At 52.4% G+C, this 12,019-nt stretch carries 10 protein-coding genes and 1 pseudogene; 4 read left to right on the forward strand and 7 right to left on the reverse strand.

The window, feature by feature from the left end; genetic code table 11:
• The first annotated feature begins 325 nt into the window (after window positions 1-325).
• Window positions 326-1,063 carry a peptidoglycan meso-diaminopimelic acid protein amidase gene (gene dpaA / locus GC128_RS18930; RefSeq protein WP_151995589.1) on the forward strand — a complete coding sequence of 246 codons (738 nt, stop codon included), beginning with the start codon at window positions 326-328 and terminating at the stop codon, window positions 1,061-1,063.
• On the opposite strand, the gene GC128_RS18935 is transcribed toward dpaA, so the two are convergent.
• Both GC128_RS18935 and lpcA read right to left on the reverse strand, forming a co-directional pair.
• Window positions 1,034-1,801 carry a class II glutamine amidotransferase gene (locus tag GC128_RS18935; protein ID WP_151995590.1) on the reverse strand — a complete coding sequence of 256 codons (768 nt, stop codon included), beginning with the start codon at window positions 1,799-1,801 and terminating at the stop codon, window positions 1,034-1,036. The genes dpaA and GC128_RS18935 overlap by 30 nt on opposite strands.
• A gap of 54 nt (window positions 1,802-1,855) precedes the next feature.
• Window positions 1,856-2,437: a D-sedoheptulose 7-phosphate isomerase gene (gene lpcA / locus GC128_RS18940; protein WP_064553165.1), complete on the reverse strand. Its 582-nt coding sequence runs from the start codon at window positions 2,435-2,437 to the stop codon at window positions 1,856-1,858.
• Window positions 2,438-2,650: 213 nt separating this feature from the next.
• Here lpcA and fadE point away from each other — a divergent pair, with 213 nt between their 5' ends.
• On the forward strand, window positions 2,651-5,095 hold the full coding sequence (gene fadE, locus GC128_RS18945) for an acyl-CoA dehydrogenase FadE (protein WP_151995591.1): 2,445 nt from the start codon (window positions 2,651-2,653) through the stop codon (window positions 5,093-5,095).
• An 87-nt stretch (window positions 5,096-5,182) separates the two neighbouring features.
• Complete coding sequence (locus GC128_RS18950) at window positions 5,183-5,950, forward strand: amidohydrolase (protein ID WP_151995592.1); 768 nt, start codon at window positions 5,183-5,185, stop codon at window positions 5,948-5,950.
• Here GC128_RS18950 and uraH read toward each other — a convergent pair whose 3' ends face one another.
• The 5 genes and pseudogenes from uraH to GC128_RS18970 all read right to left on the reverse strand — a co-directional run bounded on the left by uraH (window position 5,951) and on the right by GC128_RS18970 (window position 10,308).
• Window positions 5,951-6,286 (reverse strand): hydroxyisourate hydrolase, encoded by a 336-nt coding sequence (gene uraH, locus GC128_RS18955; protein WP_151995593.1) that lies wholly within the window; start codon window positions 6,284-6,286, stop codon window positions 5,951-5,953. It lies immediately after the preceding gene.
• Complete coding sequence (uraD, locus tag GC128_RS23230) at window positions 6,283-6,798, reverse strand: 2-oxo-4-hydroxy-4-carboxy-5-ureidoimidazoline decarboxylase (protein WP_233782222.1); 516 nt, start codon at window positions 6,796-6,798, stop codon at window positions 6,283-6,285. Before uraD ends, uraH begins: the two co-directional genes overlap by 4 nt.
• Window positions 6,784-8,037: pseudogene (gene hpxK / locus GC128_RS18960) on the reverse strand (allantoate amidohydrolase); the annotation flags it as partial. The pseudogene hpxK and the gene uraD, both read right to left, overlap by 15 nt.
• Window positions 8,037-9,278: a pyridoxal-phosphate-dependent aminotransferase family protein gene (locus tag GC128_RS18965; RefSeq protein ID WP_151995595.1), complete on the reverse strand. Its 1,242-nt coding sequence runs from the start codon at window positions 9,276-9,278 to the stop codon at window positions 8,037-8,039. The pseudogene hpxK and the gene GC128_RS18965, both read right to left, overlap by 1 nt.
• 190 nt (window positions 9,279-9,468) lie before the next feature.
• Window positions 9,469-10,308, reverse strand: coding sequence for a MurR/RpiR family transcriptional regulator (locus tag GC128_RS18970; protein WP_151995596.1), 840 nt, complete (start codon window positions 10,306-10,308; stop codon window positions 9,469-9,471).
• 115 nt (window positions 10,309-10,423) lie between these two features.
• On the opposite strand from GC128_RS18970, the gene GC128_RS18975 reads away from it, so the two are divergent.
• Window positions 10,424-12,010: a gamma-glutamyltransferase family protein gene (locus GC128_RS18975; RefSeq protein ID WP_151995597.1), complete on the forward strand. Its 1,587-nt coding sequence runs from the start codon at window positions 10,424-10,426 to the stop codon at window positions 12,008-12,010.
• Window positions 12,011-12,019 lie beyond the last annotated feature (9 nt).

Genomic DNA, 12,019 nt, shown 5'->3' on the forward strand with positions numbered 1-12,019 from the left:
ACCGGAACAACTGACTTATGGATAGTTTCCTTTCATATCCGCAGGTCAACATTCGCGAAGGATTTTAGCATCATTAGCCCGCTGAAGGGGCAGAAATCAGCATAGAGATATCCAGCAATGCGAGCTGTTACGCAAAACGCGTGCTCTCCCGCTATCCAAAAGTATTCTATAAAGTCCAATTTTATAGCTTAATACGCTCTGCTTTAGGGTTGCGAAAATTCATAACGATGCTAATGTGAGCGCTCCTAATACAGAGTAATCTGATTTCGGGTCTCTTTTTGCCGTCCTGGCATTTGGTCTAAGCTTTATCAAGGAATCAAGCAGTATGCGTAAGATCGCACTTATTATTGCGATGCTTCTGATACCGTGCATGTCGTTTGCCAGCCTTTTAAGCGGCAACTCGTCTAACACGCCTGTCAGTAAAGAATTCAAGCAACAACTTATGGGCTCTCCGGTTTATATTCAGATATTTAAGGAAGAGCGCACGCTAGAGTTATACGTGAAGATGGGCGAGAAGTTCCAGTTGCTCGACAGCTATAGCATCTGTAACTATTCCGGTGGATTAGGTCCAAAACAGCGTCAGGGTGATTTTAAAAGTCCTGAAGGTTTTTATAACGTGACTCGCAGTCAGTTAAAACCTGATAGCCGCTTCTATAAAGCCATTAATATCGGCTTCCCGAACGAGTTTGATCGCCAGCATGGTTATCAGGGTCAATATCTGATGATTCACGGTGCTTGTGTGTCCGTCGGCTGCTACGCCATGACCGACACCAACATTGATGAGATTTTCCAGTTTGTGACCGGCGCGTTAGTCTTCGGCCAGCCGAGCGTACAGGTCAGCATCTATCCGTTCCGCATGACAGATGCCAATATGCAGCGTCACAAGTACTCTTATTACATCGACTTCTGGAAACAACTTAAGCCGGGTTATGACTACTTCATGGCGAATCACCAGCCGCCGGGCGTTTCAGTTGTTAGCGGTAATTACGTGGTTAGTAAGCCGGTTACGCCATCGACGCAACCGCAGTTGGCATCAAACTACGCGATCCCCGAGACAAAATAGTTCAGACTCACCTGGTGCAATTTTGTGCCAGGTTTCGTTGCCAGTCAGGGGCTGAGTCGCAATTACAGTGACCACATCGTTGAGTGTGGTCTCTTCCTGAAAATCAATTTCCACATCCTGGTCCAACAGTTTTGCCACGCCAAACGGTGCCCGTCGGGTTATCCAGTATAAATTGGTGGAACAGAACGCCATCACGTAGCGCCCATCCGACAACAACATATTGAACACGCCCTTCTCACGCAATTGCACCGCAAGTTCGGTGATGTAGCGGAACACCGCCTCCATATTGCCAGGTGTGCGTGGATAACGTTGCGTCAATTTATGAAGCAGCCAGCAAAATGCTTGCTCGCTGTCGGTTTCACCAATCGGGCGAAACGGGCCGGTATCGAGTGAACGATGCCCTTTGAGCTGGCCATTGTGGGCATAGGTCCAGTTACGACCCCATAACTCGCGCGTAAAAGGGTGGGTATTTTCAAGCGCCACTTTGCCGCGGTTAGCCTGACGAATATGCGCGACCACTGAACAAGATTTGATCGGATAATCTTGCACAAGTTTTGCGATGGGAGAGTTAAAACTCGGTTGCGGATCTTTGAACGTACGACAGCCTTTACCTTCGTAGAAAGTAATACCCCAGCCGTCTTTATGCGGCCCCGTTCCCCCGCCACGCTGCACCAGACCGGTAAAACTAAAGCAAATATCCGTCGGCACATTGGCGCTCATCCCGAGCAGTTCGCACATCTTAACCTCCCACAACTTAATACAACCCTCTCCGTTTCGGGAGAGGGGAACTTGTTAAGCCTTAACCATCTCTTTTTCAATCAACTGAATCAGGATATGAATCACTTTGATGTGAATTTCCTGAATACGGTCAGCGTAGCCAAAGTGTGGAACACGAATTTCAACATCCGCTGTTCCATCCATTTTGCCGCCGTCTTTACCGGTCAGGGTAATGACTTTCATGCCTTTCGCACGCGCAGCTTCAATGGCTTTAATTACGTTGCCGGAATTGCCTGAAGTGGAGATCCCCAGTAACACGTCGCCTTCACGCCCTACCGCTTCAACATAACGAGAGAAAATGTGGTCGTAGCCAAAATCGTTGCCCACGCAAGAGATGTGGCTAACATCAGAAATCGCAATCGCCGGGTAACCCGGACGGTTTTCGCGATAACGCCCAGTCAGTTCTTCAGCAAAGTGCATGGCGTCACAATGTGAGCCACCGTTGCCGCAAGAAAGCACTTTACCGCCCGCCTTGAAGCTATCAGCCAGCAGCACCGCCGCACGCTGAATGGCGTGAATGTTAGCGTCATCTTTCAGGAAGTTAGCCAGCGTTTCAGCCGCTTCATTCAATTCATTACGAATAAGATCCTGGTACATGAGGATGTCCTTCAGTATTTTTCGATTGATTAACCCCAGCAGTTTACCGGATAGCGCGAGAAGCGCCATATCCTCCTGCTTTTGCTGTTCCGTGCGGTAACAATGTGAGCTGAGTTGTAATTATTTTGTGAATATATTGCTAAAAAAAACCACATGAACTAAAACCAATACATCCAAGTGGTCAGACCTCCTACAAGCAAGGGAGTTTCCTTTATGTTGATTTTGAGTATTGTCGCAACCGTTGTTCTCCTCGGTGTGCTGTTCTATCACCAGGTCAATTTGCTGCTCAGTAGCGCAATTCTGCTGGCGTGGACAGCCGCGCTTGGTTTTACTGGTATATGGTCTATCTGGGTATTGGTTCCGCTGGCGATTATTCTGGTGCCGTTGGTCTTTACGCCGATTCGTAAATCTTTGATTTCCGCTCCGGTGTTCAGCAGCTTCCGCAAAGTCATGCCGCCGATGTCGCGTACGGAAAAAGAAGCTATCGATGCTGGTACCACCTGGTGGGAAGGCGATCTTTTCCGCGGTAAACCAGACTGGGAAAAGCTGCACAACTATCCGCAACCAAAGCTGACTGAAGAAGAACAGGCCTTTATCGACGGCCCGGTTGAAGAAGCCTGCCGTCTGGCGAATGATTTCCAGATCACCCACGAAATGGCCGATTTGCCGCCTGAACTGTGGGCATATTTAAAAGAACATCGCTTCTTCGCGATGATCATCAAGAAAGAGTACGGCGGCCTCGAGTTCTCTGCTTACGCACAATCTCGCGTGCTGCAAAAACTGTCTGGGGTTTCCGGGATTCTGGCGATTACCGTCGGTGTGCCTAACTCATTAGGCCCGGGCGAATTGCTGCAACATTACGGTACTGACGAGCAGAAAGATCATTACCTGCCACGCCTGGCGCGTGGGCAAGAGATCCCATGCTTTGCACTGACCAGCCCTGAAGCAGGCTCCGATGCGGGCGCGATTCCAGATACTGGCGTTGTGTGTATGGGCGAATGGCAGGGTCAGCAAGTTCTCGGTATGCGTCTGACCTGGAACAAGCGCTACATTACGCTGGCCCCTATCGCTACCGTTCTTGGTCTGGCATTCAAACTGTCTGACCCGGATAAACTGCTGGGCAATGAAGAAGATCTTGGCATTACCTGTGCGCTGATCCCAACGCACACGCCGGGCGTAGAAATTGGCAAACGCCACTTCCCACTTAACGTACCATTCCAGAACGGTCCGACCCGCGGCAAAGATATTTTCGTACCGATTGATTACATCATCGGCGGCCCGAAAATGGCCGGTCAGGGCTGGCGTATGCTGGTTGAATGCCTGTCCGTTGGCCGTGGTATTACCCTGCCATCCAACTCTACTGGCGGCTTGAAATCTGTGGCGATGGCAACGGGTGCTTACGCGCACATTCGCCGCCAGTTCAGGATCTCTATCGGTAAAATGGAAGGGATTGAAGAGCCATTAGCGCGTATTGCCGGTAACGCTTATGTGATGGATGCGGCGGCTTCGCTGGTGACTTACGGGATTATGCTCGGTGAAAAACCGGCGGTGCTGTCGGCTATCGTGAAGTACCACTGTACCCACCGCGGCCAGCGCGCGATTCTCGACGCGATGGATATTCTCGGCGGTAAAGGCATTATGCTCGGCAACTCCAACTTTGTGGCGCGAGCGTATCAAGGCGCTCCAATCGCCATCACTGTTGAAGGGGCGAATATCCTGACCCGCAGCATGATTATCTTCGGTCAGGGTGCGATTCGTTGCCATCCGTATGTTCTCGACGAGATGAATGCGGCGCAAAACAATGACGTCAACGCGTTCGATAAGCTGCTGTTCAAGCATATCGGCCACGTCGGCAGCAACAAAATGCGCAGCCTGTGGCTTGGCCTGACTAACGGTTTGACCAGCGCCACGCCGACCAAAGACTCAACCAAACGCTACTACCAGTATATGAACCGCCTGAGCGCCAACCTGGCGTTGCTGTCAGACGTTTCCATGGCGGTATTGGGCGGCAGCCTCAAGCGTCGCGAGCGCATTTCTGCTCGCCTGGGTGATGTGTTAAGCCAGCTGTACCTCGCCTCTTCCGTGCTGAAACGCTACGACGACGAAGGCCGTAACGAAGCAGATTTACCGCTGGTTCACTGGGGTGTGCAGGATGCGCTGTATCAGGCCGAGCAAGCGATTGACGACCTGCTGCGTAACTTCCCGAATGCATTTGTGGCTGGCATGTTGCGCGTAGTTATCTTCCCGCTGGGCCGTCGTTACGATGCTCCATCGGACAAGCTGGACCACAAACTGGCGAAGATCATGCAGATCCCATCCGCTACCCGTTCACGCATTGGTCGCGGCCAGTATCTGACGCCAAGCGAGTTCAACCCGGCTGGCCTGCTGGAAGAAGCATTGATGGACGTGATGGCTGCTGAGCCAATCCATCTGCGCATCAGTAAAGAAACCGGGCGTAACCTGTCGTTTACCCGTCTTGATGAGCAGGCCAAACAATGGCTGGCAGAAGGGAAAATCAACGCTGAAGAAGCAGCGATTCTGACCAAAGCTGAAGCGAGCCGTCTGCGCAGTATCAACGTTGATGAGTTCGAGCCGGAGGAGCTGGCAACCATGCCGGTAAAGGTGCCGGAAAAGCATCGCAAGATTGAAGCGGCATAAGCCTTCTTAAAACCCCGTTCGCGGGGTTTTTTCTTTTCTACTCATGCTAAAGTGAATGAAACACTGTTTATCATGAGGCTTCCGATTGTGTCTGGTTTGAAAATCACCGTTCTGCAACAACCGCTGGTCTGGATGGACGGCGCGGCAAACTTGCGTCATTTCGACGTGCTGTTAGACGACATTCTCGGCCGCGACCTGATTATCCTGCCGGAAATGTTCACTACCGGTTTTGCAATGGAAGCCGCAAAACAATCGCTTGCTGAAGAAGAAGTCATCGACTGGATGCAGTTTAAAGCCCAGCAAACTCAGGCGATGATCGCCGGAAGCGCTGCCCTGCAAACCGAACGCGGGCCGGTAAACCGTTTCCTGCTGGTTCAGCCCGACGGCAAAGTCCATTTCTACGATAAACGCCATTTGTTCCGCATGGCGGATGAACATCATCATTATCAGGCCGGTAACGAGCGTGTCATCGTCGAGTGGCGTGGCTGGCGCATTCTGCCGCAGGTTTGTTACGACTTACGCTTCCCGGTTTTTTCACGCAACCGCAACGATTACGATCTGGCGTTATATGTGGCGAACTGGCCAGCCCCGCGCTCTTTGCACTGGCAAAGTTTGCTGGTGGCTCGCGCCATTGAAAACCAGGCGTATGTCGCAGGCTGCAACCGTGTTGGCACCGACGGTAACGGGCATCATTACCGTGGCGATAGCAAAATTATTAATCCGCAGGGTGAAATTCTGGCGAATGGCGAAACCCATCAGGCGATGCGGCTCGATGCCGATTTATCGCTGATTGCATTGCAAGAATACCGCGAGAAATTCCCTGCCTGGCAAGATGCCGATCCGTTCAGCCTTTAACTACGAACCTCTGTAAGTCGACCACGACCACGGGGAAATCAGAAACGGCAGGTGATAATGCCCGCCGTTTTGCGGTATCACGAAATCGATTTGCGCGGTGGGATACAGGGTTTCTCTGTGTGTTGCTGCGAAATAAAGCCCGATTTCTGCCGTCAGCCGATATCGCCCCGCCGCCAATGGTACCGGGGCGAAATCTTTTAGCCGCCCATCGGTATCCGTAACACCCTGCCCCACAATCTCCCAGGTATCGCCAAGCTGTTGCTCAAGGCGAATAGCCACATCTGCCGCCGGTTTCCCTAGCGCAGTATCAAGAATATGCGTACTTAACTGGCTCATTGGGCAAACACTCCTTCGAGACGTAGTAACGTGATTTGGCGTAATTGCTCCAGCGCTTCAGTTTCTTCCTGTGCAGGGGAATTGTTCAGGCGGCGATGGAGTTCAGTGAGAATATCTTCACCACTTCGCCCTTTCGCACGAATAAGAAACACGCGCCCAAACCGCTCTTCATATTCAGCATTACCCTGTGCCAGTGCGAGAGTTAACGCGCTATTTTGCGTATCTACAGCAGACTGCTCGCCTTTAGAAAATAGGGCTTCTTTGCCGTCGCCCTGTGCTTTTTCACCGATACGCGGATGTGCCGCCAGCGCATGATTCAACTCCTCCCCTCCCCAGTCCAGCGTCAGTTGCGAAGCGTAATGCTGTAACACGTGGACGTTTAAATATGGACGCGCTGCTACCAGCTTTTCGGTCCATGCAGGAATTGCCACACATGGTGCTATCAGGTTTAGGGCTTCATTCTCTGAGCCATCGTTAAATTCAATCAGGGTATTTTTCGCAGCCAATGCCATAACCGTTTGCGTATAAGCCCTCACAGCTTGCATCACATCAGCTTCCATCACTGACTCTGCAGGATGGTGGCTAATTCCACGGTCACAACGCGCAAACAACATACCCACTGGCCAGAGTTGTGCAATGGCGATAGCATCATGCCCCGCGCCACTTGGCAGAGATAAACTACGCCCCTGCACCGAAGCAATGGCTGATGTTAACTGGCGCTGTAAACCCGCGTCGCATGGCGTGGCGGGAATCGAATAATAGATTTCAGAGTCGAACGTCACACCTCGTTGAGCGGCGATTTGTTGCGCTTCGCTTAACAAGTTTCCCAGCAATGCTTCCAGATCTGCATCTCTCGGGCTGCGAATATCCAGCGTGAGCAGGACTTCACCTGGAATAACATTCGCCGCGCCCGGCAAGCATTGCAGCGAGCCGACTGTCGCAACAATATCTGGGGCGTAAATGGCAGTCGCGCTTTCGATGTAAGTCATCCAATTAGCGGCGGCCGCGAGCGCGTCTTTACGAATAGTCATCGGCACCGTGCCTGCATGCCCTGCTTCGCCAACAAAGCGGCATTTCAGACGGCGAGCGCCGTTAATGGCGGTCACCACGCCGAGCGCCAGATTTTCACGCTCCAGCACCGGCCCTTGTTCAATATGCAGTTCGAGATAGGCACTAAACTCTTCCGGACTACGGGCAGCACTTTTAATTCGTGAAGGGTCAAAACCGGCATTGACCAATGCTTGTGCAACGCTAATCCCTGCAGCATCAACACATGCCAGCCAGTTATCCGGCCAGGTTCCGGTCACCCCACGGCTACCTAATAGCGTGATACCAAAGCGCGTCCCTTCTTCATCGCCAAAGCCAACGATTTCAATCGCCTGCTCTAATTGAAGATTGTTTTCATAGAGAAATGCGACCACTTCCAGCGCGGTGAGTACGCCCAACATGCCGTCGTAACGCCCGGCATTGCGCACCGTGTCGAGGTGCGAACCCAGCAAAATAGCCTGAGCGCCTTCACTTGCCCCTTCGTAACGCCCACAAATATTACCCACTGCATCTTGCCAGGTGGCCATACCGATTTGTTCCATCCAGGCCCCAACCATGTGGTTGGCCCGCAGATGTTCAGGGGAGAGATAAACCCGCGTGAGCTGGCCCGGTGTTTCGCTAATTTGCGCGAGTTCATCCGCTCGCTGCATAACCCGGCTAGCGGCGGCGCTGGCCTGCGCGGCATTCATGACATGTTTAACCATCAGCGATTTTCCTGAGAATACACGTCCCACGCCGACTGCATTGCTGCCCCTTGCGTCGACTTGAACCCAAGACGATTAAGCACCGCCTCCAGCGCCGTCAGCGTTTGCAGCACACAATCTTTGCGCGCGTTATAACCCATGGTGCCAATGCGCCAGATCTTGCCTTGCAGCGGGCCAAACGAGGTGCCGATTTCAATATGGAAATCTTCCAGCAGCATTTTGCGTACTTCTTCGCCGTGAACGGCGGAAGGAATAACCACGCCAAGTACGTTATTCATTTTGTGTTGGAGGTTTCCGAAGGTTTCCAGACCCATACCTTGTATACCGGCCACCAGCGCCCTCCCGTGCAGTTCGTGGCGAGCAATCCCCACATCCAACCCTTCTTCCAGAATAATGCGCGCGCACTCACGGGCGGCGAACAACATACTGGTCGCTTCCGTGTGGTGGTTCAGGCGCTCCGGGCCCCAGTAATCCATCACCATGCCGAGATCGAAATAATTCGAGTAGATCATTTCGTCATCGCCATCCTGATGCGCGGAAGTACGAATGCCCTCTTCCACACATTTACGGCGGCGGATCACTTCTTCCATTTGTGCGCTGAGGGTGATCGGCGAACTGCCGGACGGGCCTCCGAGGCATTTTTGCAACCCTGCTGAAACCGCATCTAAACCCCAGGCGTCAGTTTCCAGTTTGTTGCCACCAAATGACGCCGTGGCATCGGTGTAAAACAGCACGCCGTGGCGGCGGCAGATTTCACCGAGTTCTTCCAGGGGCTGTAGCATGGTGGTGGATGTATCGCCCTGAACCGTCAGCAGCAAACGCGGTTTTACCGTTTTGATAGCATCTTCGATTTGGTCGGGTGTGAATACTTCTCCCCACGGCACTTCAATGGTGTGAACTTCAGCACGGCATCGACGTGCTATTTCACAAAGCAGATGGCCGAAACGGCCAAATACCGGCACCAGCACTTTGTCGCCGGGGCGAATCGCAGAAAGCAAAATCGCTTCGATGCCGGAGCGAGAAGTGCCATCCACCAGCATCGTCCAACGGTTTTGGGTACGGAAAAGTTCGCGATACAGCACCATCACTTCATTCATATAGCCAGTCATCACCGGGTCATACTGCCCAATCAATTGGCTCGCCATAGCTCGTAATACGCGGGGATCGGCATTGATTGGACCCGGCCCCATCAACAAACGGTGTGGCGGATTAATTTGCGCGAAGTGCTGAATATCTAACATGGCATTTCCTTTAGTTCAAAATGAAACAAAAGATTCTTTATAAAAATATTCTGCAACTAATGTGCCATTCATTTTCATCAGTGGCAAAGAAACAAAAGCCGATACTTAGCGTAAATAATGATACTTACCAAACCAGGTTAATGAACCAGAATGGTTCCCACGATGTGTGCAAAAGCACCATCATGGTGCACTAGCGTTGCTCTAACTCATCAAGCTCAGTATAGAGTTCGGCAATATGATGAATGCGCTGACGACCAGTGGTTAACGCTTCATGTAGCACTGCGTTGGCTAACAGATTCACCAGACTCATCGCACTGCTGTAACTATCGAAAGCTGAAACGCTGTCCAGCGGGGCGGCAAAATGCCAGCGGCAATAAGGCGTCAGGCCCGAACCCTGCGCTTCACTCATTACCAAAAGCGGCACCTGCCGCTGATGCAGATTCGCCAGCAGCGGCTTGATAATGCGCGGACGCCTGCGGAACGCGATAGCGATAACACAATCTTGTTCGCTGATATCCACCACTTCTTCGGCCAGCGTCTGCCCCGGCTGCGGCAATAAATAAACGTCGCTACGTACCTGCAATAACTGTTGGCGCAGGTGCATTGCGACCGGCCACGAGTTTCTTAAGCCGATAATAAAAATACGTTTTGCCGTCGTCAGCGCCGTCACAACTTCGGAAAATTGCTGCGTTTCGAGCAGGCTGACCCACTGCGTCAGATTCGCCATTTCCTGTTTATAATGCCGCGCCAACAGCGTGTTACCTTGCACCGCATCACGGTTTTCTGTGAGCGGCATTCCGCTCTGACGCAGGTTGCGCAGTTCTTCACGCATATCTTTATAACGGTCGTAGCCAAGGCGCTTAAACAGACGGCTTACCGTCGCTTTTGATACGCCAGAAAGACGGGCCAGTTCGGCGCTGTTGTAGCTAATCAGGTCATCAAAATGATCGACAATAAACGCAGCAACTCGCTGTTCCTGCGGGGAAAGCTGTTCGTATGTCGCCCTTAAGCGTTCATCTAATTGTTTCATCATGGCCTCTGTAACTTTTGTTTCACTCGAGCCTGGCACAGTGAAACTAACCGAGTCAACCTGGAACATCTCTTGCTAGAGATACACTTAAGCTTCCATTCTGAGAGATAAAACGATGATGCAAAGCAATATGGCCCCGTCCGGTATGGCGGTCACACCGCACCATTTAGCCAGTGAAACCGCATTATCCGTGCTGCGCCACGGTGGCGATGCTATCGAAGCGATGGTGGCTGCGGCGGCAACGATTGCCGTGGTTTATCCCCACATGAATGGTATTGGCGGTGATGGTTTCTGGCTGATAGTACCGCCGGAAGGTGAGCCGATTGCGATTGATGCCAGCGGTGCTGCGGGCTCGCTCGCATCGCTGGCATTTTACGCAGGCGAAACATCGATTCCTCATCGTGGCCCTAAAGCCGCGTTAACCGTGCCTGGAACCCTTAGCGGTTGGGACGAAGCGCTAAAAATTGCCGCACAGCTTGGTGGTGGGCAACTACCGCTCTCGCGCTTACTGGCCGATGCGATTCGCTATGCGGCTGATGGCATTCCGGTGACCCAATCTCAAACGCTTGCAACCCATAGCAAATACGACGAGCTGGTTAATATCTCCGGTTTTGCTGAGACTTTTTTAAATCGCGGTGAAATTCCGCGAGCGGGTAGCCGCTTCACCCAGCCACGTCTTGCACAAACGCTGACACGCCTTACCGTTGAAGGGCTTGATAGTTTTTATCGTGGGCCGTTAGCCGCGCTAATCGCCGAAGAGTTAGCGGATTTAGGGATGCCGATAAATTTGCAGGATCTCGCGGCACAGCGTGCTAAACGCCGTATTCCTCTGCATCTTAGCCACCAGCAGGGTGATATTTATAATATGACGCCACCCACTCAGGGGCTGGTGTCGTTGGCGATCCTCGGGATCACCGATCATTTAGATATGGTGCAGGCAAACGAAACTCAAACTGTTCATCGCATCGTTGAGGCCACCAAAAAAGCTTTTGCACTGCGCGACAAATACATCACCGACCCACGCCATATCACCACTTCAATTCAAAGCCTGCTGGAGCCCGAGCCACTCACCGCACTGGCCGCAGAAATTGACGACACCAAAGCTGCCAATTGGGGAACCGGCAAAGGCCCCGGCGACACGGTCTGGATGGGAGTGATTGATAGCAGCGGGTTGGCAGTGTCGTTTATTCAAAGTATTTACCACGAGTTTGGCAGCGGCGTGGTGCTGCCCAAAAGCGGTGTTCTGTGGCAAAACCGTGGTGCGGCGTTCAGTCTCAAACCCGAAAGTTTATTAAGCCTTGCTCCAGGAAAACAACCATTCCATACCCTGAATCCGGCAGCCGCCCGGCTTGCCGATGGCAGAACGATGGTTTACGGCTCGATGGGTGGCGACGGGCAACCGCAAACTCAGGCGGCTATTTTTACGCGCCACGTAATTCAGGGCATACCGTTGCAAGAAGCCGTAACCGCGCCAAGATGGTTATTAGGCAGAACCTGGGGGCAAGCCTCCGACAGCCTGAAATTAGAAGGTCGGTTTAGCCCGGAAACTTTCAAAGCACTGCGTGAATTGGGTCATGAAGTCGAAGCATTGCCAGATTTTAGCGAAGCTGTGGGCCATGCCGGAGCCATCGTGCGCCATACCAACGGCATGCTTGAGGGCGCATACGATCCACGCAGCAACGGCAGCGCCGCCGGATTTTAAGGAGAACAA

The organism is Buttiauxella massiliensis (genome assembly GCF_902500225.1).
GTDB lineage: Bacteria > Pseudomonadota > Gammaproteobacteria > Enterobacterales > Enterobacteriaceae > Buttiauxella > Buttiauxella massiliensis.